Below are 23581 nucleotides of genomic sequence, written 5' to 3'. Positions count from 1 at the left end.
TTCGGGAGGGGCACGTAGCGCCCCGCCCGCGCGAGGCGGGCTAAGGCGTTGTTGTACGCAATCAAAGGGGGAAAAGCGCGCCTGCGGGGAAAGCGGATAAAAACCAGGTTACCGCCAATAAATCTGCGCTGCCGCCGGGGCTGAGATGGCGAGCAATCAGCTCGTCGTCGAGTTGGCGTAGCGCCTCCAGCCCACCGTCAGCCATGACGCCGCCCTGCCACAACAGCCGCTGCGCCTCCTGCTGCACAAAGTTCAGGCCGGCAAGCCCGCCGCGCGAAACCAGATTGGTGTCATCATTCCATGCCATCAGATGCAGCAAGGTTTGCAGCAACGCCAGGTTGCTATCGCCAGTCTCTTCCATCATGCGGTTGAACACCGGTAGCGCCTGGGTACGCACGGTACGAAAGCCGCTCTCAGCCTCGCCGCGGGCGCCGGAGAGACCATAACGTAGAAAATGGGCTTCGCCTTTGCTTAACGGTTCGCCGCTGGAAGCGGAGAGTTCTTGCATAACCATGCCGCGACAGAATCGCGCCACCTGGTCGCAAAGCCGATGCTGTTCAATCGGCTCGCCTTTCGACACCAGCCTTCCCGCCGCCGCGCTCAGCAAACCAAAAGCGAAGATCGCCCCACGATGGGTATTTACTCCGCCGGTGGCCTCCAGCATATCGTTCTCACAGGCCATCCCCACCGGACGCAGCATCATTAGTACCTGCTCCGGGACAATCGCCGCGGTATCGTGGCCCATGATGAAAAATTTCTCCATCCACGGCGCCACCACCGCGGTACTGGCCTCAAACGAGGCCAGGTCCATATCGTGATGGGCGCCAGCGTTACGAATATCCACCAACCCGGGCTTTGGGGTCAGGCGAACTTCGGTCAACAGCGCGCGCTCTACCGCGCTGACCACCTCTTCAGCGTTCAGCGGTTTCACGCGCAGCGAACGCGGCGGATTGATTAACACTTCGCTCATTGCCCTTCCCCCTCTGCGTTTAGTCGCTGTTTTTCACCTGACGAATAACATCAAGCACGGAGCCATCGCGATAGCGCACCACCGCCACCACGCGATCGGTAAACTCGATCGGATGTGGTTTGCCGGTTAACAGTTCCGCACGCTGCTGCAGTTCCTCAATAGTCATCAGCGCAATGCCCGCATTGCGCAAATTGTCGATCAGATCCTGGCGCGCCGGATTTACCGCAATGCCGTGGTCGGTGACCAGCACATCTACGCTGGCTCCCGGCGTGACGCGAGTCAGCACTTTTTCCACGACGCAAGGAATACGGCCGCGAACTAACGGCGCGGTAATGATGGTCAGATCCGCGCCGGCGGCGGTATCGCTGTGGCCGCCGGATGCGCCGCGCAGTACGCCATTGGAGCCGGTCATCACGTTGACGTTAAAATCGGTATCAATTTCCAGCGCGCTGAGCATCACCACATTTAAGCGCTCGCAGGAGGCGCCTTTAGAGCCCGGGCTGGCATACTGGTTGGTGGAAATCTCTACGTGGTTCGGGTTCTGCGCTAATGAACGCGCCGCGTCGCCATCGAACGATTGAGTATCGAGCAGCGTTTTAATCAACCCTTTTTCGTGCAGGTCAACCATCGTCCCGGTGATCCCGCCAAGGCCAAAGCTGGCGGTAATACCGTTACGGCGCATTTTGTCTTCGAGGAAGCGGCTCACCGCCAGCGAGGCGCCGCCGGTACCGGTCTGCAGCGAGAAACCGTCTTTAAAGTAACCGGAATGCTCAACGACTTTCGCCGCCTGACGGGCGATTAGCAGCTCACGCGGGTTGCTGGTCAGACGGATCGCGCCAGCGGTGATTTTTTCCGGATCGCCGACTTCGTCCACCTGAACAATCAGATCTACCTGATCCTGAGCGATGCTGGCCGGGTAGTTAGGGTAAGCCACCCACTCTTCGGTCAGCAGCACCACGCATTTGGCATGTTCCGCATCAACGCGCGCATAGCCCAGCGAACCGCAACGTGATTTTCCGCTAAAGCCGTTGGCATTACCAAACTCATCGCAGCAGGGGACGCCGAGAAACGCGACATCAATCGACAGCTCGCCGCTTTGAATCAGCTGTACGCGACCGCCATGGGAGTGGATCTGTACCGGGTTTTCCATCAAGCCGGCGGAGATCTCCTCGCCGAGCTTGCCGCGCAGTCCGGAGGTGTAGATCTGGCGGATCACGCCATTTTTAATATGCTCGATCAGCGGCCAGTGGGCGTCGATCAGCGAACTGGATGCCAGCGTCAGATCGCGAAAGCCCATTTCCGCCAGCTTCGCCACCACCATATTGACGACTTTGTCACCGCCGCGAAACGCGTGGTGGAACGAAATGGTCATGCCGTTTTGCAAGCCGGAGCGACGGATTGCCGTTTCCAGCGAATCACAGATTTTACGCTGACGTTTTTCGCTTTCGCTGGCCAACCACGGACTTTTCACCGTCACGCCCGCATAAGGCGCTAACCCTTCCGGCATCACGTACTGCTGATTAAGCATTGCTACTGTCTCTTTCATCTTATTCCCCTTAATCACGAATACCGGAAGCCGAGAGCGCCACCACTTTGCGAGCGTGGTCGATAATCGGTCCATCGATCATCTTGCCGTTCAGCGATACCACGCCAAGACCGCGCGTTTCGGCTTCTTCCGCCGCGGCAATCACTTCCAGCGCGTGGTCGACCTCTTTGCGCGTCGGAGCATAGACCTGATGCAGGAGCTCTATTTGTCGTGGGTTAACCAACGATTTGCCGTTAAAGCCGAGGTTTTTGGCCAGATTCGCTTCCGCCAGGAAGCCCTCTTCGTTATTGATATCCGACCACACCACGTCATAAGCGGCGATGCCGGCAACGCGCGCCGCATGCAGTACGGCGCAGCGGGCATAGAACAGTTCAGTACCGTCGCCGCGGGAAGTGCCCATATCCATAACGTAATCGAAGGCCGCCAGCGCAATCGCCGCCAGACGCGGGCTGGCGCGGGCGATCTCCACCGCGTTCACCACCCCCAGCGCCGACTCGATAGCCGCCATCAGTTTGGTGCTGCCCACTTCCCGGCCGCATTCGCGCTCAATCCGCTCAACATGCGCTTCCAGCTCATGGATATCTTCTTTGCTGTCGGTTTTCGGCAGACGCACCATATCCACGCCCGCGCGGACTACCGCTTCAAGGTCGGCGAGACCGAACGGCGTATTCAGCGGGTTAATGCGTACCACGGTTTCGATATCCTGATATAGCGGATGCTGCAGCGCCTGATGCACCAACAGGCGGGCGGTATCTTTTTCGCGTAGCGAAACGGCATCTTCAAGGTCGAACATCACCGCATCGGCGCCGTACACGAATGAAGTGCTTAACATGGCGGCATTGGCGCCAGGGATGAACAGCATACTGCGACGTGGTTTCATAGCTGGCTCCATTGTAATTGGGACTGTTGCGCCGCCCGCAGCGCCGCTGCCTGTACGCGGGCACGCAGTACGCACTCCAGCGCGCCTTTATCATCGACCACCACGTTGGCCTGCTTCACGCCAAGCTGCGCCAGCGTTTCTCTGACCACCTGCTCAATCGCGGCGCCAAACTGCTGTTTCACAATGCTGTCGATTTCCAGCTGAATGCCCGGCTGCGCCGCCGGTCCAATCCTGACCATCACATCGCTGGATTCCAGCGTGCCGGCCAGGGCGTCAATCTTCATTTCCATAGGGGAAAATCCTTAGTTAGGGCATAAAAATCAGGCGGTTTGATGTTCGCTTTTCGCCAGTTGCATCAGAAAAGAGAGGGTTCCCGGCGGCACCAGCGCCGCGACCGCCTGCCAGTTGCGCTGCCGATAAAGTTCGCGCACTCGGGAGGCCGACACGGGCCCGCCATTTTTTTCGATTCGCGCCAGCTCAACCACTTCAATGGGCGGCGCCTCGCCTGGCGCTTCCAGCAGTGACTTCATGCGCTGGTTGTAATTACGGGTCAGGGGACACAGCGGCTCGGTGCCGACAAAACGATGGGTAATCTGCAGCGCCGGGGCCAGACGTTCGCGAAAGAGCTGCAGGTCAATCTGGCTGTGGCAGTCATCGACCACGCCCTGCTCTTTCAGGAAGTAACCGGGGAACGTCGCCCGCGAGATCAGATACGCCGAACCGGGGTGCAGCGTCACTTTGTCGATGCCGGTAATCCCCTGTTCGATCAGCGTGAAGCGATCGTGATAGGAAAAGCAGGATGCATCTTCCTTGACCACAAACAGATGCAGCCAGTCGCACTGCCGTGCCGCCTGTTCCACCAGCCAGCGGTGACCAAGGGTGAAGGGATTGGCGTTCATCACAATAGCGCCGATTTTTTTTCCCGGTTGACGGTACATTGCCAGCTGACGGCAGTAACGAGTCAGACGTTCGCGGCTGTTTTCCATCAATACGGCGCGGTCGCCCGCCTGGGCTATCGGCCAGAAGCCGGCGCCGGAGAACAGCGCGGCATTGCTCGGTTTAGTAAATAAGAACAGTTCGCTGCGCCCCAGTTCATAGGCCAGCGTCAGGAGTTCGGTCAGTAATTTGAGGCTCAGCCCCTCCCCCTGTAGCGAGGGATCGACGGCGATGCATTTCAGTACATTACCGGCAATGGCGCCGCAGCCGACCAGCCGCTGCCGATACTCCGCAACGATTGCCATCTCGCAATCGGCTTCTAACGACAACTGATGCTGATGAAGAAACCGATCGATCGCCTCTCGCCGCGGTTGATCCTTAAATAGCTGAACGCGTTTTAATATCAGAGTCATTTTTTAGCGCTTCGTTATTCTAAAACGAACTGTATTTCGCCAGCGTTCGACTATTGATACTTGTATTTAAGTCACAGTTTTCCCCGTGGCTTAATTAGCTTTATGGTTTTTATGTTGTTAATTAATTCAGAATAATAAAAATAATTAAATTAATAAAAAACACGAATATTCAGTGAAGGCAATCACACCTTAGCACTAAGTCTATTTATTACTATGCGCCGGTATTACTACTCCATCAATAAACAGGAAAACGTTTATGACCAACATGAGTCAGGCTCCGGCGACGGAGAAAAAGGGCGTTAGCGACCTGCTGGGATTTAAAATCTTCGGCATGCCGCTCCCCCTTTACGCGTTTGCGTTAATTACGCTATTACTTTCACATTTTTATAACGCTTTACCCACCGACATCGTTGGCGGCTTTGCCATCATGTTTATTATCGGCGCCATATTCGGCGAAATAGGTAAACGCCTACCGATATTCAACAAATATATAGGTGGCGCCCCGGTAATGATTTTCCTGGTTGCCGCTTATTTCGTTTACGCCGGTATTTTCACGCAAAAAGAAATCGATGCTATCAGCAACGTTATGGATGAAAGTAACTTCCTTAACTTATTCATCGCGGTATTAATTACCGGGGCGATTCTGTCGGTAAACCGCCGTCTGCTGCTGAAATCGCTGCTCGGCTATATTCCAACTATCCTGATGGGCATTGTCGGCGCGTCGATTTTCGGCATCGCTATCGGTCTGGTGTTCGGCATTCCGGTAGATCGCATCATGATGCTGTACGTCCTGCCGATCATGGGCGGCGGCAACGGCGCGGGCGCGGTTCCGCTGTCGGAGATCTATCACTCCGTCACCGGTCGTTCTCGCGAAGAGTATTACTCAACCGCTATCGCTATTCTGACCATCGCTAACATCTTCGCCATCGTCTTTGCCGCCGTCCTCGATATCATCGGCAAAAAACACACCTGGATGAGCGGCGAAGGCGAACTGGTGCGTAAAGCCTCGTTCAAAGTCGAAGATGACGAGAAAGCGGGACAAATCACGCATCGTGAAACCGCCGTCGGTCTGGTGCTTTCCACGACCTGTTTCCTGCTGGCATACGTCGTCGCGAAGAAAATCCTGCCAAGCATTGGCGGCGTTTCGATTCACTACTTCGCGTGGATGGTACTGATCGTTGCGGCGCTGAACGCCTCCGGCCTGTGCTCACCGGAAATCAAAGCCGGCGCCAAGCGTCTGTCTGATTTCTTCTCTAAACAGCTGCTGTGGGTACTGATGGTCGGCGTCGGCGTCTGCTACACCGACCTGCAGGAAATCATCAATGCCATTACTGTCTATAACGTCGTTATCGCCGCCGTCATCGTTATCGGCGCAGTGCTCGGCGCGGCGATCGGCGGCTGGATGATGGGCTTCTTCCCGATTGAATCGGCGATCACCGCAGGCCTGTGTATGGCTAACCGCGGCGGTTCCGGAGACCTGGAAGTTCTTTCCGCCTGTAACCGTATGAGCCTTATCTCTTATGCGCAAATCTCCTCTCGTTTGGGCGGCGGTATTGTGCTGGTCATCGCCAGCATCGTGTTCGGCATGATGATTTAACCCATACGCACGATGGCGCCGTTGAGCGGCCGAAGAAGTTGACCCAGTCAGGGACCAGCGCCGGGGGCGGCTGCGGGAAATCCACCCTGCTCCTTAGCCGGAAGCGTCGACAAGCTCGCCAACCAACGCGCCATCGTGCCCTTATACGAGACTTTGTATGACTGATGCTGCGCTGTTAGGCGAAGGCTTCACCCTGATGTTTCTTGGCATGGGCTTCGTGCTGCTGTTCCTGCTGCTGCTCATTTTCGCCATCCGGGGAATGTCTCTCGCCGTTACCCGTCTGTTCCCTGAGCCACCTGCCGCGCCCAAACCGGCGCCGGCGGCCGTCGCGCCCGCTGACGACTTCGCCCGTTTAAAGCCGGCGATTGTCGCCGCCATTCACCACCATCGCCGCCTTAATCCTTAATTCACGGAGGAATTCATGACCGTTGCCATTACCGATGTCGTCCTGCGCGACGCCCACCAGTCCCTGTTCGCCACCCGTCTGCGTCTCGACGACATGTTGCCCGTTGCGGCCGCGCTCGACGACGTCGGCTACCGCTCGCTGGAATGCTGGGGCGGCGCCACCTTTGACGCCTGCATCCGCTTCCTCGGCGAGGACCCGTGGGTCCGCCTGCGCGAGCTGAAAAAAGCGATGCCGAAAACCCCGCTGCAGATGCTGCTGCGCGGCCAGAACCTGCTCGGCTACCGCCACTACGCCGACGACGTGGTGGAGCGCTTCGTGGAGCGCGCCGTCAAAAACGGCATGGACGTGTTCCGCGTCTTTGATGCCATGAACGACCCGCGCAACATGCAGGCCGCCCTGCAGGCGGTCCGCCGCCACGGCGCCCACGCCCAGGGCACCCTCAGCTACACCACCAGCCCGGCGCACACCCTGCAGACCTGGCTCGACCTCATCGAACAGCTGCTGGAGACCGGCGTCGACTCCATCGCCATCAAGGACATGTCCGGCATCCTCACCCCGCATGCCGCCTTTGAGCTGGTCAGCGAAATCAAAAAACGCTATGACGTCACCCTGCACCTGCACTGCCACGCCACCACCGGCATGGCGGAAATGGCGCTGCTGAAGGCCATTGAAGCCGGCGTCGACGGCGTTGATACCGCCATCTCCTCGATGAGCGCCACCTACGGCCACCCGGCTACCGAAGCGCTGGTGGCCACCCTCGCCGGCACGCCGTACGACACCGGCCTCGATATCCACAAGCTGGAGAGCATCGCCGCGTACTTCCGCGAGGTACGCAAAAAATACCACGCCTTCGAAGGCCAGCTGAAAGGCACCGACAGCCGCATCCTCGTCGCCCAGGTGCCGGGCGGGATGCTCACCAACCTCGAAAGCCAGCTGAAGCAGCAGAACGCCGCCGATAAGCTGGACCAGGTGCTGGCGGAAATTCCCCGCGTGCGCGAGGACCTCGGCTTCATCCCGCTGGTCACCCCGACCTCGCAGATTGTCGGCACCCAGGCGGTGCTCAACGTGCTGGGCGGCGAGCGCTACAAAACCATTGCGAAGGAGACCGCCGGTATCCTGAAAGGCGAATACGGCCACACCCCGGCGCCGGTTAACGCCGCCCTGCAGGCGCGGGTGCTCAACGGCGCCGACGCCGTCACCTGCCGCCCGGCGGATTTACTCAAGCCGGAGCTGGCGGAGCTGGAAGCCGACGTGAAACACCAGGCGCAGGAGAAGGGCATCACGCTTGCCGATAACGCCATCGACGACGTGCTCACCGTGGCGCTGTTCCCGCAGGTCGGCCTGAAGTTCCTCGAAAACCGCCACAACCCGGCGGCCTTTGAGCCCGTGCCGCAGGTGGAAGAAGCAAAATCTGCCGCGCCGGCAAAAGCCGCCGCCTCCGGCGTCTACACCGTCGAAGTGGAAGGCAAAGCCTTCGTGGTCAAAGTCAGCGACGGCGGCGACGTCAGCCAGCTCAGCGCCGCTGCGCCGGTAGCCGCTGCCGCCCCGGCCCCGGCAGGCGCCGGCACCCCGGTGACCGCGCCGCTGGCGGGCACTATCTGGAAGGTGCTGGCCAGCGAAGGCCAGGCGGTGGCGGCAGGCGAGGTGCTGCTGATTCTGGAAGCCATGAAGATGGAAACCGAAATCCGCGCCGCGCAGGCCGGTACCGTACGCGGTATCGCGGTGAAATCCGGCGATGCGGTGGCGGTCGGCGACACCCTGCTGCAGCTGGCGTAAGGACGAGGAGCGCAAATGGAAAGTCTGAACGCCCTGATTCAGGGCATGGGGCTGATGCACCTGGGGGCCGGCCAGGCGGTGATGCTGCTGGTCAGCCTGCTGCTGCTGTGGCTGGCGATTGCGAAAAAGTTCGAGCCGTTACTGCTGCTGCCGATTGGCTTCGGCGGCCTGCTCTCCAATATTCCGGAGGCCGGGCTGGCGCTGAGCGCGCTGGAAAACCTGCTGGCCCATCACGACCCGGTCCAGCTGGCGGTGATTGCCGCGAAGCTCAACTGCGCGCCGGATGTCCACGCCATCAAGGAGGCGCTGGCCCTGGCCCTGCCGTCGGTGCAGGGGCAGATGGAGACGCTGGCGGTGGACATGGGCTACTCCTCCGGGGTGCTGGCCATCTTCTATAAGGTGGCGATTGGCTCGGGTATCGCGCCGCTGGTGATCTTTATGGGCGTCGGGGCGATGACCGATTTCGGCCCGCTGCTGGCCAACCCGCGCACCCTGCTGCTGGGGGCGGCGGCGCAGTTCGGGATCTTCGCCACCGTGCTCGGGGCGCTGGCGCTGAACTACTTCGGCTTCATCCACTTCACCCTGCCGCAGGCGGCGGCCATCGGCATCATCGGCGGCGCCGACGGCCCGACGGCCATCTACCTGTCGAGCAAGCTGGCGCCGGAGCTACTGGGGGCCATCGCGGTGGCCGCCTACTCCTACATGGCGCTGGTGCCGCTGATCCAGCCGCCGATCATGAAGGCGCTGACCAGCGACAAAGAGCGGAAGATCCGCATGGTGCAGCTGCGTACGGTGAGCAAACGCGAGAAGATCCTCTTCCCGGCGGTGCTGTTGCTGCTGGTGGCGCTGCTGCTGCCGGACGCCGCGCCGCTGCTGGGGATGTTCTGCTTCGGCAACCTGATGCGCGAAAGCGGCGTGGTGGACCGGCTGAGCGATACGGTGCAGAACGCGCTGATCAACATCGTCACCATCTTCCTCGGGCTGTCGGTGGGGGCCAAACTGGTGGCGGACAAGTTCCTGCAGCCGCAGACGCTGGGGATCCTGCTGCTGGGGGTGATCGCCTTCTGCGTGGGCACCGCGGCCGGGGTGATCATGGCGAAGCTGATGAATGTGTTCAGTAAACACAAGATCAACCCGCTGATCGGTTCCGCCGGGGTGTCGGCGGTGCCGATGGCGGCGAGGGTGTCCAACAAGGTGGGTCTGGAAGCGGACGGGCAGAACTTCCTGCTGATGCACGCGATGGGCCCGAACGTGGCCGGGGTGATCGGCTCGGCGATCGCCGCCGGGGTGATGCTCAAGTACGTGCTGGCGATGTAAGCCGGCATCCTTCCCGGATGGCGGCTTGCGCCTTATCCGGGCTACCAGTCCGCTCCGGTTTGTAGCCCCGGTAAGCGCAGCGCCACCGGGGAGAGGTTCCCGGATAGCGGCTGGCGCCTTATCCGGGCTGCCGGTCCGCTCCGGTTTGTAGCCCCGGTAAGCCAGCGCCACCGGGGAGAGGTTCCCGGATGGCGGCTGGCGCCTTATCCGGGCTACCAAACCAACGCCCGACTCAATGTTTTTGATCGGGCGTTTTTCTGAAATTTTTGGTTCTGTGCGCCAACTGCAGGTACACCGACCGCCAAACGAGGAAACTAGCCATTTAATGTCTATCGGCCCTATGTACACCCGAAAAATAACCCACTGGTTTGCAAGGCGATCCTTTCAGAATCGTATCTTCCTGCTGATCTTATTTACCTCTACTGTCGTCATGCTGGGTATGTCCTGGTATCTGACAGACATAACCGAGGAACGTCTTCATTACCAGGTCGGGCAGCGGGCATTAATTCAGGCGATGCAGATTTCGGCGATGCCGGAGCTGGTGGAAGCGGTACAGAAACGCGATCTCGCCAGAATTAAAGAGCTTATCGACCCCATGCGTTCCTTCTCTGACGCTACCTATATCACCGTCGGCGACGCCAACGGGCAGCGCCTCTATCATGTGAATCCTGACGAAATCGGTAAATCGATGGAAGGCGGCGATAGCGATGAGGCGTTGTATAACGCCAAAAGCTATGTCTCGGTACGCAAAGGTTCGCTAGGTTCATCATTACGGGGTAAATCGCCGGTGCAGGACGCCACCGGCAAAGTCATCGGCATCGTGTCGGTCGGTTATACCATTGAACAGTTAGAAAACTGGCTCAGCCTGCAGATAAGCTCGCTACTGATCCCGATGGCGATTATCCTGCTATTGCTGCTGTACTGCGCTCGGCGCTTCTCGCTGCATATCAAAAAGCAGATGCTCAATATGGAGCCCCAGCAGCTATCGCAGTTGCTCATCCAGCAGAGCGTGCTGTTTGAATCGGTGTTTGAAGGACTCATCGCCATCGACTCAAATTATAAGATAACCGCTATTAATCAGACCGCCCGTCGTCTGCTTAATCTGAGCCAGCCGGAGCCCGTACTGATCGGTAAAAAGATCAGTAGCGTCATTGCGCAAGAGACCTTCTTCTACGATGCCCCGCATGAAAACAAAAAAGACGCCATTGTCACCTTTAATCAGATCAAAGTGATCGCCAGCCGAATGGCGGTGATCTTAAATAATGCGCCTCAGGGGTGGGTGATTAGTTTTCGCAGCAAAGATGACATCAACACCCTCAGTCTGCAGCTGAGCCAGGTACAGCAGTACGCCGATAACCTGCGCGCCGTGCAGCATGAACATCGTAATCTGATCTCAACCATCGCCGGGCTGCTGTTTCTCAAACGCTACGATCACGCGCTGGATCTGATTCAGCAACAGTCCGAAAGCCACCAGAAGGTGCTCGATTTTATTGCGCGTAATTTCCAGGATAACCACCTTGCCGGGCTACTGATCGGTAAATATTATCGGGCCAAGGAGCTCGGTCTTGAACTGGTATTCGATCCCGCCTGTTTCGTCGATATCCTTCCCACCGCGCTTTCTCCCAGCGAATGGATCTCGATCGTGGGGAATCTTCTCGACAACGCCTACAATGCCTCGTTACGCCAGCCGCTGGGATCGAAGCAGATCGAGTGTTTAATAAATAGCGACGGCCATGAACTGATCGTCGAGATCGCCGATCAGGGATGCGGCATTGACGAGACGCTACGCGACCGCATCTTCGAGCGCGGCGTCACCAGTAGCGCCAGCGCCGAGCACGGTATTGGGCTCTGGCTGGTGCGCAGTTACGTAGAACAAGCAGGCGGCACTATCGTCGTCGAAAATAACATTCCCTTTGGCACCATCTTTACCCTTTATATCCCCCTGACCCGAGATGAACATCATGGATAGCATTACTACTCTAATCGTTGAAGACGAACCTATGCTGGCGGAAATCCTGGTCGATACCATCAAACAGTTCCCCCAGTTCAACGTTATCGGCATCGCGGATAAACTGGAAAGCGCGAAAAAACTGATGCGTCTCTACCAGCCGCAGCTGATCCTGCTGGATAACTTTCTCCCTGACGGCAAGGGGTTGGATCTGATTCGCCACGCTGTCAGCACGAACTACAAAGGACGAATCATTTTTATTACCGCCGATAATCATATGGAGACCATCAGCGAGGCCCTACGTCTGGGGGTATTCGATTACCTGATTAAGCCCGTGCACTATCAACGTTTACAGCATACGCTCGAGCGTTTCGCCCGCTACCGCAGTTCCTTGCGTTCGAGTGAACAGGCCAGCCAGACCCACGTCGACGCCCTGTTTAATATCCAGGCTCGCGAGCACACTGAGCCTGCTGACGCGCCGCTGCGCGGGATCGATGAAAGCACCTTTCACCGCGTGCTTCAGCTATTCTCAGACCCGGAAGTGGTGCATACCGCCGACTCTCTGGCCCGCATCCTCGGCAGCAGTAAAACCACCGCCCGCCGCTATCTGGAACAAGGCGTTAAAAACGATTTTCTGGAAGCAGAGATCAGTTATGGCAAAGTCGGTAGGCCGGAGCGCATTTATCGCGGCAAACATCCCTACCCTGAGCACGCCTGAAATGCTTATTCGAGGGTATAGCTGACGATCATCTGCCCTTTTTTCATTTTCAACTGGCTGATGACGATATTCCCCAGCATCGCCAGACTGGCAACATGGGTACCGCCACAGGGATAAGCCGGTAGTTCGCCGAATCCCACGCTGCGCAAACCGTTGTCAAAGATGACCTGGCGCGGTAAATCTTGCATCTGCCACGCTTTCACCTGCGCCAGCAGGGCGCTGGCTTCCGGTAACGCGGCGCCGGCGTCGGCAGCAAACGTAATCCTCCCCTCTCCCGGCCAGTGATGCGCCTTCACCGGCCGCCAGCCGAACTGCTCGCCGGCCAACCCCAGCAAATGACCGGCGGAGTGCAGACGGGCATGTAACTGTCGCACAGGCGCATCAATGCTCATCCCCACCTCGCCAAGCGGCAGCGGCTGGGCAACGATATGCAACACGCTATCGCCGCGCGTCGTGACCGCCATTACGGGCTGCTCATCGATCCAGCCGCGATCGGAGGGCTGGCCGCCGCCCTGCGGATGGAACAACGTGCGGTCCAGTTCAATGGCATAACCACCATCGGCTTCAGCACTGCAGCTGATAATCTGCGCGCGCCCTTCGGTGGCGTCGCTGGCGTAATAAACACGTTCAGTCATGATTGTTCTCCTCTCTGTCAGCACAGTATATTGATAATATTGGCCGCGATAATGGCCTCCACAACCAATGCACTTTTGCCTTGAGGGCACAAATGAATCTAAACCTTCTCCCCGACCTCGCCCTCTTCGTACAGATTGTCGAACAAGGCAGCTTTTCCGCCGTCGCCCGTCAGAGCGGGATTACGCCATCCGCCGTCAGTCGCAGCGTCTCGCGGCTGGAACAGGAGATGCGCTGCAAGCTGTTGCACCGAACCACCCGCAAGCTGCGGCTGAGCGATGCCGGGAAAGCGGTGTATGAACATGCGCTGGAAATGCTGGAAGCGGCGCGCCAGGCTATGGACTGCGCCGGAAGTACCCAGACGGTGGCGCAAGGTAAACTCACGCTGAGCGTACCGAAAGCCGTCGGGCGCTTTGTCATCCATCCGCTAATGATCGACTTTTTCAACCGTTATCCGCAGGTTGACGTCTGTTTACGCTTAGAAGATCGCGACCTCGACTTTATTGATGACGGCATCGATCTCGCGCTGCGTATTACCCATACCCCTTCCCCTGGACTACATGGCAAACCGTTGATGCCGATTGTTCATGTCATCTGCGCCACCAGGGAGTACTTACAGCGCCACGGAATGCCGCGGACTCCGCAGGATCTGCGTACGCATAGCTGTATCAGCCTTGGCGAAACGCCCGCCGACGCGCGGTGGAAATTTCGTCGCGAAGGCAAAAACGAAACGGTGCAGACGCATGGACGCTACGCCGCTAACCACACTGCCGTGCGTCTTGATGCGGTTAAACAGCATCTGGGTATCGGAAGCCTGCCGCTGTTTACCGCCCGCGAAGCGCTGGCAAAGGGTGAAATCGTGCAGGTGCTGGCGGAGTGGGAGTTTATCAGCAGCTACTCCGGCAATCTGTGGCTGTTATGGGCAGGCCATAAGCATATGCCCGCCAGAATGCGGGCAATGATTGATTTTCTTAGCGAGACGGTGCCGGCGTTGAACGCAGGCAGCACATTGCCAACAACCAGGTAAAATGCTGACAGCATTCAAACTGCCAGCAAGAGATGAGTAAAAATTAATTAAAGGCTACCTGCTGGTTGATCTTTATTATAATTAATAAGACTCCCGGCCTTAATAATATCTTGCTCTGCGCTGGTTAATTTCTCCATATAGAGGCTAATCCGCTGAATAGGTTTTTTAGCGCTAAGGATAAATGCGGTAATATCGCTCAGATCGCCCGCTAACGCAGATTTTATTGCCGGGATATAGATAAAATCACCGACCTCAAAATCAGGCGCCTCTTTCATCTGCAGCGGCAGCATTCCCCAGTTAATTACATTAGAACGATAACGCTTGGTCGCGAACTCCTGGCAAATATTTGCCAGCCCGCCAAGCACGCGCTGGCAGCTGGCGGCCTGCTCTCGCGCCGAACCATCACCGGGTTTAACCGCATAGATCATGCTACCTATCTCAGTCTGTGCCGCGGTAATATTTTCCTGACCCGGCAGCAGCCGTATCTGGGAAAATATATTTTCCAGCTGTGGATTTAAACGGCAAAGATCTTCACCCTTAACGCGTTGTTGCTCCATAGCGGCAATTTTTTTAGCCCGCTCCACATACTGCGGATCGCGGCGAGAGAGCGTAAATTCGGCCAGGCCTAACGGGTTTGAACGAAACGATGATGTTTCACCTGATGGTATCAGTTCGTCGGTAGTGGTCACCGGATCCATTATTTTTGAAGTAACGGCTAACAGAATGTTATCCGTTAAAGCATTCATTTCCGGCCAGTCTTTTATATTCGGTCCATAGATTAGCGGCTGCTGTGTAGCGCCTTTAACGAACCCCTGGTATACCCGGTTTTTATAGGGGGAAACATCAAATTCATATTCCGGCGCTTCGTGCCAACAATCGAGCTCCGCCGCCGAGGTTAACAATCCCCCGTTAGCGGCCGTCGCGGCAATTGAACGCGCATCCATCAATGCCACCGCCGACATTTGCCCATTTCCTGGCTTGGAACCCTCACGGTTGGGAAAGTTACGCGTCGTATGGCGGATGCTCAAGCCGTTATGCATCGGGGTATCGCCGGCGCCAAAGCAAGGGCCGCAGAATGCGGTACGAATAATGGCGCCCGCGCTCATTAAATCATTGATCATTCCCTGTTTCGTTAACGCCATCAGCACCGGTTGCGAGGAAGGGTAAACTGAAAGCGAGAAAATATTGTCGCCACAGGAATGATGCCGCAGGGCATTAGCCGCCTGCGCCACGTTGACATAGTTCCCCCCGGCGCAACCCGCAATGATTCCCTGCTGAACGCGTAATTTGCCATTCTCTATTTTGTCCAACAGAGACAGCTTCGCGCGCCCCAGCGATATTTTCTCAGATTCAATTTCAACTTCACGTAAAATGTCCGGCAAATTCTGATTAAGCGTATCAATTTCATAGACATTGGCTGGGTGAAACGGTAGCGCGATCATCGGCTTGATGGTGCTTAAATCGATCTCGATGCAGCCATCGTAGTAAGCCATCTCTTGTGCTGACAGCGCACGATAATCTTTCTCTCTACCATGAAGCCGTAAAAAATGCCGCGTCTCTTCATCGGTCTGCCAGATAGAAGTCAGACAGGTGGTCTCAGTAGTCATGACGTCAATACTGTTTCTGTAGTCGGTCGACATACTGGCCACGCCGGGACCAACGAATTCCATCACTTTGTTCTTCACAAAACCGTTTTTGAATACCGCGCCAATTAATGCCAGCGCAATATCCTGAGGACCAACGCCAGCGGCAGGTTTACCGGTTAGATAAACGGCGACAACTTCGGGGTAATCAATATCCCAGGTGCTTCCCAATAGTTGTTTAACTAGCTCACCGCCCCCTTCACCGACGGCCATCGTCCCCAGCGCGCCATAACGCGTATGGCTATCCGAGCCCAGTATCATTTGGCCGCCGCCGGCCATCATCTCCCGCATGTACTGGTGAATAACCGAAATATGCGGCGGTACATAAATTCCGCCATATTTCTGTGCTGATGTAAGACCAAAAATATGATCGTCGCTGTTAATGGTTCCGCCCACTGCACAAAGTGAATTGTGGCAATTGGTTAAAACATACGGCAAGGGAAAGCGCGTCATTCCAGAGGCCTTGGCCGTCTGGATGATGCCCACGAAGGTGATATCATGGGAGGTCATGGAATCATATTTAATTTTTAATTTCCGTTCATCGCCAGAAGTATTATGCGATGACAATATTGACCAGGCGATGGTTCCCTTCCGCGCAATCTCTTTGGCAACAGGAGTGGCGCATTCCTGTTCTGGGATAATCCCATGCTGATGGGATAAATATATCCCACGATCGTGTAATTTGATCATGACGTGTGTCCTTAAGATAGATTAAATAATTAGGCGATGCTTTTATCCGTATCGTTACGAATAAAAAGGAAAAAATATCGGCAGTAAAATAAAGCTCACCACCACAGATATAATAATCAGCGGTAATCCGACCCTGACATAATCCATAAACCGATATCCCCCGGCGGAAAAAATCATCATATTCGCCGGCGTCCCAACCGGAGTCGCATAAGCACATGAACAGCCAATAACTATAGCCATCAGCACCGCTCGCGGGTCAGCGCCCATTGAATGTGCAATAGACAAGCCAATGGGAATAAGTAAAGCCGCCGTTGCGGTATTCGACATAAAATTGGTTAATATGCAGGAAATTATTAAAACGGCACTTAATAATAAGAACGGTGAAGCCTGTTGACCAAGCAGATCGATAATTGAGCGGGCCATGATTGCACCCGCGCCGGTGGTTTCGAGCGCTTTTGCTAAAGCTAATGTGCCGCCAAAAAGAAAAATCGTCTGGGAGTCAATTGACTGGTAGGCCTGTTTTTCTGTGATCACTCGCGTAATAACCAAAAATAACGCGCCAATTGAACCGATAATCGCAATCGGCAAGCCAATAACATTCTCAAAAATCATCCCCAGTACGGTAAATACCAGCACTAAAACAGCAATCACCTGCTTATATTTAGGACAATCATTTTTGCTACTTTTTTCAGCTTTGTCTTTGAGATTGACAGATTGCGCTGGCAGCAGTTTATAACCGATGGTCAAAAAGTAGATGATTCCGCAAAGCAGCATGGGGATGCCCAGTTTGGCATACTCGAAAAAACCGAAGCGTTGCCCAACTTGTTCCAGCGCCGACTGGGCGATCAGATTACCCGGTGAACCAATAAGCGATAAGTTTCCGCCCAGCGCCGAAGCGAACGCTAATGGCATTAGCAAACGAGATTGCGCATAGCCCGACTTAATAGCGGCGCCGATGACTACAGGAATCAGTACCGCAGCCGTTCCCGTATTCGACAAAAAGCCGGAGAGGGCCCCGCACACCAACATAATAATAACGATAAGTTGCCGCTCCGAGCGGGCGTAGCGGGTCACTATTCCGCCAATTTTGTCCGTGACGCCAGTTTCAAATAAGGCGCCGCCGACCACAAACATGGCGACAAACAAAATGACGTTCTGGTTAATAAACCCCGCGAAAGCCGTTTTTACATCAAAAACGCCTGTTACGACTAAAGTAATACAGACGATCATAGCCGTAGCGGCTAAAGGAATTTTTTCCCAAACAAACATCACAATTGAAAATAACAACAGTGACAATGTAATTGCTACTGGTGACATAAATATATAACACCTCTTCAGTGTGTGGGTTCAATAATTAGTCTAAGCAGGTGATGCAGCGTTTTATAAATTTCAAGTTATAGTTAAATAACTTTCCAGTACATTAATAATTCCCACCACCAGACTCCTACGGTGATATGTAGGATAAAAGTCAACAGTGCTAATATGCCGCCAACAATCCACCAGGATTTAATATCATTATAACCAACCCCAAATATAACCGGGCCAGCCGCGCCACCATAATGGGTGACCATGCCGCCATAGGAATTACTAAACAGCAGAGCTAACGCAGTTAACATAACCGGCGCGCCGGAAACATTCGCCAGCATGGCAAAGACCGGAACCATCGCCACAATATAGGCGCTACCCGAGGCAAAGAAATAACGAACCAGTATACTCAGTGCGACGATGACAACGAAAGCCAGCGTGCTATGACTGCCAAATGAAATGTTATCCTTCAGTAACCCGGCCAACCACAAGAAAAAACCAACTTTAGAAAGCAAAGAACTTAAACCAATGATACCGCCGTACCAAATAAGGGTATTCCAGCCCCCTTTATTTTTTATAACATCATCCCAGCTGACGATTTTTAACACCAGCATCAACGCCATGACGCAAATCGCTACCGTTGATTCGTTGACGCCAAGCGATTTACTAAACACCCAACCTGCCAATGCCATGACAAACAGGCAGGAGAGCATCTTTTCGCGCAAGGTCATCGGTCCTAAAGACTCAAGACCTTCCTTTGCAATCGCTTTATTATCAACTTTTTTTAATTCAGGTGGATATAATTTATAGGTAATGAGCGGTGTCAGTAATAGCATAATAATGCCAGGTAATATTCCGGCTAATGCCCATCCGCCCCAGCTCAGTTTGATGTGACAAATATCTTCAATCATTTTGAGCGCCAGTATGTTCCCAGCCATGGCGGTAAAGAACATATAACTGGTCGTTTTGGTGACCATATAGACGTTAATCATCAAATAATGACCAACGCGTTTTGCCGTATGCTCCGGTTCCGAGCCTAACGCGACGGCCACGCTATTGATGATAGGTAAGACGATACCACCGGCGCGAGCCGTATTCGACGGTGTCGCGGGGGAAAGGATGAGATCAAGAAAGGCGGTAACATAACCTAAGCCGAGCGTGGTACTCCCTATCTTGCCGATAAGAATATAAGCAATTCGTTTACCTAAACCAGTAATAACAAAGGCGGCACTTAAGGTAAACGCTGAGAAAACCAGCCAGGTCGTCCCCGACGCATAGCCACTTAATACGCTCGATGATTTTATTACGCCATCACCTAAATTACCAATAACGACCATTGATGTGGCAACCGCCACTAACAATATTACTGGTTCTGAAAAGGGTTTAATCACCAAACCGACGATTGCTGCCAGATAAATTCCTGATAGCACCCATGCCAGTTTAGTCAGCCCAGCCGGGGCCGGGAATAAACTAATAAGCAATGGGATGGCTACAAGCACTAATAGCTTGCATACTGTTTTTTTATCCATTTTGATCCCTTACCTGAATGAATAATATAAGAGCAGTAATAAAATTATTCAGGGAGATAAACCATGCCAGAAAGAATCTTACGCGCGGTACGAATAACCGATGCGCGAATATTTTCAGGATTTCCGTTAGCGTTACTTAAGTTCACCTCAATTCTGCCGCTTGGGTGTTCAACGTTAATTAACCCTTCACCCGACATTCGCGTAAGCTCGTTAACCACGGTGTCGGCAATAACACACGAACTCGCCAGGCCGATAGCGCCCGTAATCGCTAGCGACTTATGGCAGCTGTGGGGCATGAAATAACGCACGCTCATTGTCCCGCCGTGTTGCGGTGGAGCAACCAGTACTGGTTTAGGGATAACCATGTTGGATACATCGCCAAACCCCATTGCCGCGCCGGCTTGTTGACGTATAGACTCAAGGCGCTGGAAAAATGCGCTGTCCTTATCTAATTCAGCGGCCGATTCATATCCGGTTTTACCCAAGCTATGCGCTGGAATAATGACCATTGGCATCGCCATATCGATACACGTGACGCGAATATCATCAAAAAAATCAACCCGGTTGCCGGTTGGAAAAAGCTGGCCAGATTTCGCCCCGGCGGCGTTTAAAAACGTCAGCGCAACAGGGGCAGCATGCCCGGGAACACCGTCAATATGGGTATCCCCGTCATAAACGACCTGGCCGTCCGGCGTTTGAATGTCAGCATCGACAAAGGTGTTGGTATTGACGTTTCGGATACGCACCCGTGTTACCGGGGAATTCGCCGCGATAAGCCCTTTTTCGATAGCAAATCCACCTACCGCGCACAGCATATTGCCGCAATTCGGCGTGGTATCAACCCGTCGTTCATTGACAATGACCTGCACAAATAAATAGTCAATGTCAGCTTGTGGGCTGGCCGAGCGACTGACAATCGCCACTTTACTGGTTTGCGGGCTACCGCCGCCAATACCATCAATTTCCAGTTCATGACCAGAACCCATGATGGTTAATAACGCTTCATCGCGTTTTTGAATATCTTCAGGTAGATCATCCGCTAAAAGGAAAGCCCCTTTTGATGTTCCTCCCCGCATGAGAACACACGGAATTTGTTTCATAACACCCTCCTTACAAATATATTAGAAAAAGAACAAATAAACGGGGCGTGAATTTAATGCACTTAATGCATTTAAAGTTTTTTATTTACTTTATTATTCATTTGCTCGCACAACCGTTTATCATCTGATTCTACTTGCAAGGCGGATAGTGATTGATAAAATATAAAAATAAGACTTATACCTACAAAGCATTAATAATAGCTATCGGCACAATAATAATTAACAAGGTCATTCTGCATATTAATATATTTATTTCAGATTACGGAGTAACAATGAATAATGAACTATCCGGAATGAAAGCCTTCGTCACTGTTGCCGAACTGGGGTCGTTTAGCAAAGCCGCTGAAGTGCTTAACCTGACGCAACCCGCACTAACTCGAAAAATACAGAAAATAGAAAGTAACCTTAATACCCCCCTGTTCGAGCGAACCACCCGAAAAATCATGCTCACCCAGGCAGGACAAATACTCCTTCCCAAGGCAAAGTCACTGATTGCCAGCCTCGATGCCGCCATTTTTAATCTCAGCAACCTGACTTCTAATGTGCATGATACGGTAACGCTTTCTTGTATCCCGACGGCGGTATTTTATTTTTTACCTCGCGCCATCGTTCAATTTAATCAGCGCTACCCGCACATCAAAGTTCGAATTTATGAACAAGGTATAGAAAATTGCATGGCTTCGGTGAGAAAAGGCGAAGTCGATTTTGGAATAAATATGAACTTCATCACACATCCCGATATCGAATTTAGCCCGCTGGTCAACGAACCCTTCGTCCTGGCTTGCCGACAGGATCATCCGCTGGCCGGTAAAAAATTAGTGGAATGGCGCGAGCTCGTCTCGCAGAGATTAATTGGCGTCAGACGCTCAAGCGGTAATCGGCAACTTATTGAAAGTTGCCTTCAGGATAAACCATGGAAATTGGATTGGTTTTACGAAGTCAGACATTTATCCACCTCTCTGGGGCTGGTCGAGGCGGGGCTTGGCATATCGGCTCTGCCCTGCCTGGCCATGCCGCATCACGCCAACAGCGCAGTCGTCAGCGTGCCGCTGGTTGAACCGGTCATCAGACGCACGCTTGGCATGATTCGCGTTAAAAACCGCCCGCTTTCCGCTGCGGCTGAACGCTTCGCTTCATTATTGCTACTCATGTGGACGGATGAAGCGAGCGAGTTATGGTGCAATGTGGTCGATTCACACCAGCAGCTATAACGGTCACGGCGCGAGAGCGAAAACTTCCGCCGCCCAATGTTGAAAACCCGCGACATCTAAATCCAGCGCTACCTGCGCGTTGGCCGGCTGTCCCAGACGTCCTTCAATATCCACCACGGTGGTGCCAGCCGTCCAGCTCCCCTGCGTCTCCACCGCCACAAAGCAGGGTTTGAGCGTAAATAGATCCGGGCGAACCAACCACGCGATAGCGCAGAGATCGTGCATTCTCAGGCCGCTACTCATGCTGCCGCTGCGATAGTGGCTAAATAGCGCATGAAGCATTTTACCGGTTTGATTGAGCGTCGGTAGGGTTGCCAGATAGTCCGCGCTCAGCATCGCCTTATTGGTGACATCCAGCCCGCACATCACAATGTCCAACCCACTCTGGAAGACTTTCGCGGCAGCTTCCGGATCGATGGCGATATTGAACTCGGCGTTGGGGGTGAAGTTACCGCGCCCGGCCGAGCCGCCCATCAGCACCAGTCGACGAATATTAAACAGGCACTCAGGATACTGCGTAATCAGTAGGGCAATATTGGTTAGCGGGCCAATGGCCACCAGGGTCACGGGTTCCGCTGCGTGCATCAGCGCATCGCGAATCGCCTGAAAAGCCGGTTTAGCCAGCGGCTGGCGGTTATGTTCGACGAAATCATAGCCCTCCATGCCGGATTCGCCATGCACCGAGGCGGCATCGCGCAGCGGACGCACCAGCGGCATCGATGCCCCTTGCGCCAGCGGGACATCTGCATTCCAGAAATGCAGTAACTGCAGCGCGTTGCGGGTCGTCTTCTCTACCGAGACATTGCCCGCGACCGTCGTCATTAGTTGCAGATCCAGCTGCGGCGAGAAGAGCGCGGCAGCAATCGCCGCCGCGTCGTCAATACCCGGATCGGTGTCGAGAATAATCGGTAAGCGCATGGTTTTCTCCCAAAAAAAATGCCAGACGTTAAGTCTGGCATCTTCTCATACTGCTGGGGGAAAGAACTTACTCTACTTCACGGACATCCACACGCAGCTCTTTCGGCACTTCGAAAACGATATTCTCTTCACGGCCTTCCAACGGCACCGCTTCGCCGCCGCCCAGCTCCTGCAGGCGGGCAATCACGTTCTGCACCAGGATATCCGGGGCCGACGCGCCCGCCGTTACGCCAACGCAGGCCGCAGACTTAACCCATTGTTCCTGGATATCGGTGGCATCGTCGATGAGATAGGCCGCTTTCCCCATCCGCTGCGCCAGTTCAGCCAGGCGATTGGAGTTAGAGGAGTTTTTCGAACCGACCACCAGCACCACGTCAGCCTGCTCCGCCAGCGCGCGTACGGCTTCCTGACGGTTGGTGGTGGCGTAGCAGATATCGTCTTTACGCGGGCCGACGATTTTCGGGAAGCGCTCGCGCAGCGCGTCGATAACGTCAGAAGTATCATCGACCGAGAGCGTGGTCTGGGTCATGAACGACAGTCGGGCATCGTTTTTCACTTCCAGCGTCAGCACGTCTTCCGGCGACTCCACCAGGTACATACCCCCTTCCGGGTTATTGTACTGGCCCATGGTGCCTTCAACTTCCGGGTGCCCGGCGTGGCCAATCAGAATCGACTCTTCGCCGCGGCGGCTGGCGCGGGCGACTTCCATATGGACTTTGGTCACCAGCGGACAGGTGGCGTCGAAAACCGTCAGGTCACGACTCTTCGCTTCGTTGCGTACCGCCTGCGAAACGCCGTGGGCGGAGAAAATCAGGATCGCGCCGTCCGGCACTTCGCTAATCTGTTCGATAAAAATCGCCCCACGCTGGCGCAGGCTATCGACGACGTAGCGGTTATGGACGACTTCGTGACGAACGTAGATTGGCGCGCCGTACAACGTCAGCGCGTTTTCTACAATGCTGATAGCGCGGTCAACGCCGGCGCAAAAACCGCGCGGGTTAGCCAACAGGATCTGCAT

The 23581-nt window shown here is 54.8% G+C and carries 20 protein-coding genes; 8 read left to right on the top strand and 12 right to left on the bottom strand.

The genetic code is table 11. The annotated features are described in order from the left end of the window. Window positions 1-61 precede the first annotated feature (61 nt). The 5 genes from citG to citC are packed head-to-tail and all read right to left on the bottom strand — an operon-like array spanning window position 62 to window position 4745. Window positions 62-970 carry a triphosphoribosyl-dephospho-CoA synthase CitG gene (gene citG, locus PGR29_RS19935; RefSeq protein WP_113374393.1) on the bottom strand — a complete coding sequence of 303 codons (909 nt, stop codon included), beginning with the start codon at window positions 968-970 and terminating at the stop codon, window positions 62-64. 19 nt (window positions 971-989) lie between these two features. Next, window positions 990-2516, bottom strand: a complete 1527-nt coding sequence (citF, locus tag PGR29_RS19930; RefSeq protein ID WP_316425180.1) for a citrate lyase subunit alpha — start codon at window positions 2514-2516, stop codon at window positions 990-992. Between the two features lie 10 nt (window positions 2517-2526). Beyond that, complete coding sequence (citE, locus tag PGR29_RS19925) at window positions 2527-3396, bottom strand: citrate (pro-3S)-lyase subunit beta (protein WP_015368307.1); 870 nt, start codon at window positions 3394-3396, stop codon at window positions 2527-2529. After that, complete coding sequence (citD, locus tag PGR29_RS19920) at window positions 3393-3686, bottom strand: citrate lyase acyl carrier protein (protein WP_012542888.1); 294 nt, start codon at window positions 3684-3686, stop codon at window positions 3393-3395. The genes citE and citD overlap by 4 nt, the downstream gene beginning before the upstream one ends. Window positions 3687-3716: 30 nt before the next feature. After that, the gene (gene citC, locus PGR29_RS19915) at window positions 3717-4745 is read right to left on the bottom strand and encodes a [citrate (pro-3S)-lyase] ligase (RefSeq protein ID WP_316425179.1); all 1029 of its coding nucleotides are present in this window, start codon (window positions 4743-4745) and stop codon (window positions 3717-3719) included. Between the two features lie 256 nt (window positions 4746-5001). On the opposite strand from citC, the gene citS reads away from it, so the two are divergent. The 6 genes from citS to citB all read left to right on the top strand — a co-directional run bounded on the left by citS (window position 5002) and on the right by citB (window position 12507). Continuing rightward, window positions 5002-6342: a citrate/sodium symporter CitS gene (gene citS / locus PGR29_RS19910; RefSeq protein WP_316425177.1), complete on the top strand. Its 1341-nt coding sequence runs from the start codon at window positions 5002-5004 to the stop codon at window positions 6340-6342. Window positions 6343-6499: 157 nt separating this feature from the next. Next, on the top strand, window positions 6500-6748 hold the full coding sequence (locus PGR29_RS19905; protein WP_316425176.1) for an oxaloacetate decarboxylase subunit gamma: 249 nt from the start codon (window positions 6500-6502) through the stop codon (window positions 6746-6748). 15 nt (window positions 6749-6763) lie between these two features. After that, entirely contained in the window at window positions 6764-8524 is a 1761-nt protein-coding gene (gene oadA, locus PGR29_RS19900; RefSeq protein ID WP_316425175.1) for a sodium-extruding oxaloacetate decarboxylase subunit alpha, read from the top strand. Between the two features lie 15 nt (window positions 8525-8539). Next, complete coding sequence (locus tag PGR29_RS19895; protein ID WP_087859668.1) at window positions 8540-9841, top strand: oxaloacetate decarboxylase subunit beta; 1302 nt, start codon at window positions 8540-8542, stop codon at window positions 9839-9841. A gap of 340 nt (window positions 9842-10181) precedes the next feature. Next, window positions 10182-11810: a citrate sensor histidine kinase CitA gene (gene citA / locus PGR29_RS19890; RefSeq protein WP_087858279.1), complete on the top strand. Its 1629-nt coding sequence runs from the start codon at window positions 10182-10184 to the stop codon at window positions 11808-11810. Continuing rightward, window positions 11803-12507, top strand: a complete 705-nt coding sequence (citB, locus tag PGR29_RS19885) for a citrate response regulator transcription factor CitB (protein ID WP_087858169.1) — start codon at window positions 11803-11805, stop codon at window positions 12505-12507. The genes citA and citB overlap by 8 nt, the downstream gene beginning before the upstream one ends. Window positions 12508-12512: 5 nt before the next feature. Here citB and PGR29_RS19880 read toward each other — a convergent pair whose 3' ends face one another. Continuing rightward, on the bottom strand, window positions 12513-13142 hold the full coding sequence (locus PGR29_RS19880) for an alanyl-tRNA editing protein (protein WP_316425174.1): 630 nt from the start codon (window positions 13140-13142) through the stop codon (window positions 12513-12515). Between the two features lie 92 nt (window positions 13143-13234). On the opposite strand from PGR29_RS19880, the gene PGR29_RS19875 reads away from it, so the two are divergent. Then, window positions 13235-14167: a LysR family transcriptional regulator gene (locus tag PGR29_RS19875; RefSeq protein WP_316425173.1), complete on the top strand. Its 933-nt coding sequence runs from the start codon at window positions 13235-13237 to the stop codon at window positions 14165-14167. Window positions 14168-14214: 47 nt separating this feature from the next. Here the strand turns inward: PGR29_RS19875 and PGR29_RS19870 are convergent, their stop codons facing one another. The 4 genes from PGR29_RS19870 to PGR29_RS19855 form a co-directional block, all read right to left on the bottom strand. Then, a complete protein-coding gene (locus PGR29_RS19870; RefSeq protein WP_087858172.1) occupies window positions 14215-16500 on the bottom strand; it encodes a hydratase in 2286 nt (761 codons plus the stop codon). Between the two features lie 54 nt (window positions 16501-16554). Further along, window positions 16555-17817 carry an SLC13 family permease gene (locus tag PGR29_RS19865; RefSeq protein ID WP_087858173.1) on the bottom strand — a complete coding sequence of 421 codons (1263 nt, stop codon included), beginning with the start codon at window positions 17815-17817 and terminating at the stop codon, window positions 16555-16557. Window positions 17818-17900: 83 nt separating this feature from the next. After that, complete coding sequence (locus PGR29_RS19860; protein ID WP_113374572.1) at window positions 17901-19334, bottom strand: anion permease; 1434 nt, start codon at window positions 19332-19334, stop codon at window positions 17901-17903. Between the two features lie 44 nt (window positions 19335-19378). After that, window positions 19379-20434, bottom strand: a complete 1056-nt coding sequence (locus PGR29_RS19855; protein ID WP_087858175.1) for a 4-oxalomesaconate tautomerase — start codon at window positions 20432-20434, stop codon at window positions 19379-19381. 272 nt (window positions 20435-20706) lie between these two features. On the opposite strand from PGR29_RS19855, the gene PGR29_RS19850 reads away from it, so the two are divergent. After that, window positions 20707-21645 (top strand): LysR family transcriptional regulator, encoded by a 939-nt coding sequence (locus PGR29_RS19850; RefSeq protein WP_087858176.1) that lies wholly within the window; start codon window positions 20707-20709, stop codon window positions 21643-21645. A gap of 3 nt (window positions 21646-21648) precedes the next feature. Here PGR29_RS19850 and rihC read toward each other — a convergent pair whose 3' ends face one another. Next, on the bottom strand, window positions 21649-22563 hold the full coding sequence (gene rihC / locus PGR29_RS19845; RefSeq protein WP_316425171.1) for a ribonucleoside hydrolase RihC: 915 nt from the start codon (window positions 22561-22563) through the stop codon (window positions 21649-21651). Between the two features lie 67 nt (window positions 22564-22630). Continuing rightward, entirely contained in the window at window positions 22631-23581 is a 951-nt protein-coding gene (gene ispH / locus PGR29_RS19840) for a 4-hydroxy-3-methylbut-2-enyl diphosphate reductase (protein WP_015368325.1), read from the bottom strand.

This window comes from Klebsiella sp. 141203 (assembly GCF_032601985.1).
Lineage (GTDB): Bacteria > Pseudomonadota > Gammaproteobacteria > Enterobacterales > Enterobacteriaceae > Klebsiella > Klebsiella aerogenes.
Note: the sequence above shows the minus strand (reverse complement) of the source record. Positions and strands in the feature narration are given on the sequence as shown.

What these genes read in the sequence shown, in the direction of transcription:
- citG (WP_113374393.1), bottom strand. Translation starts at nt 970, where the DNA reads ATGAGCGAAGTGTTAATCAATCCGCCGCGTTCGCTGCGCGTGAAACCG.
- citF (WP_316425180.1), bottom strand. Translation starts at nt 2,516, where the DNA reads ATGAAAGAGACAGTAGCAATGCTTAATCAGCAGTACGTGATGCCGGAA.
- citE (WP_015368307.1), bottom strand. Translation starts at nt 3,396, where the DNA reads ATGAAACCACGTCGCAGTATGCTGTTCATCCCTGGCGCCAATGCCGCC.
- citD (WP_012542888.1), bottom strand. Translation starts at nt 3,686, where the DNA reads ATGGAAATGAAGATTGACGCCCTGGCCGGCACGCTGGAATCCAGCGAT.
- citC (WP_316425179.1), bottom strand. Translation starts at nt 4,745, where the DNA reads ATGACTCTGATATTAAAACGCGTTCAGCTATTTAAGGATCAACCGCGG.
- citS (WP_316425177.1), top strand. Translation starts at nt 5,002, where the DNA reads ATGACCAACATGAGTCAGGCTCCGGCGACGGAGAAAAAGGGCGTTAGC.
- PGR29_RS19905 (WP_316425176.1), top strand. Translation starts at nt 6,500, where the DNA reads ATGACTGATGCTGCGCTGTTAGGCGAAGGCTTCACCCTGATGTTTCTT.
- oadA (WP_316425175.1), top strand. Translation starts at nt 6,764, where the DNA reads ATGACCGTTGCCATTACCGATGTCGTCCTGCGCGACGCCCACCAGTCC.
- PGR29_RS19895 (WP_087859668.1), top strand. Translation starts at nt 8,540, where the DNA reads ATGGAAAGTCTGAACGCCCTGATTCAGGGCATGGGGCTGATGCACCTG.
- citA (WP_087858279.1), top strand. Translation starts at nt 10,182, where the DNA reads ATGTACACCCGAAAAATAACCCACTGGTTTGCAAGGCGATCCTTTCAG.
- citB (WP_087858169.1), top strand. Translation starts at nt 11,803, where the DNA reads ATGGATAGCATTACTACTCTAATCGTTGAAGACGAACCTATGCTGGCG.
- PGR29_RS19880 (WP_316425174.1), bottom strand. Translation starts at nt 13,142, where the DNA reads ATGACTGAACGTGTTTATTACGCCAGCGACGCCACCGAAGGGCGCGCG.
- PGR29_RS19875 (WP_316425173.1), top strand. Translation starts at nt 13,235, where the DNA reads ATGAATCTAAACCTTCTCCCCGACCTCGCCCTCTTCGTACAGATTGTC.
- PGR29_RS19870 (WP_087858172.1), bottom strand. Translation starts at nt 16,500, where the DNA reads ATGATCAAATTACACGATCGTGGGATATATTTATCCCATCAGCATGGG.
- PGR29_RS19865 (WP_087858173.1), bottom strand. Translation starts at nt 17,817, where the DNA reads ATGTCACCAGTAGCAATTACATTGTCACTGTTGTTATTTTCAATTGTG.
- PGR29_RS19860 (WP_113374572.1), bottom strand. Translation starts at nt 19,334, where the DNA reads ATGGATAAAAAAACAGTATGCAAGCTATTAGTGCTTGTAGCCATCCCA.
- PGR29_RS19855 (WP_087858175.1), bottom strand. Translation starts at nt 20,434, where the DNA reads ATGAAACAAATTCCGTGTGTTCTCATGCGGGGAGGAACATCAAAAGGG.
- PGR29_RS19850 (WP_087858176.1), top strand. Translation starts at nt 20,707, where the DNA reads ATGAATAATGAACTATCCGGAATGAAAGCCTTCGTCACTGTTGCCGAA.
- rihC (WP_316425171.1), bottom strand. Translation starts at nt 22,563, where the DNA reads ATGCGCTTACCGATTATTCTCGACACCGATCCGGGTATTGACGACGCG.
- ispH (WP_015368325.1), bottom strand. Translation starts at nt 23,581, where the DNA reads ATGCAGATCCTGTTGGCTAACCCGCGCGGTTTTTGCGCCGGCGTTGAC.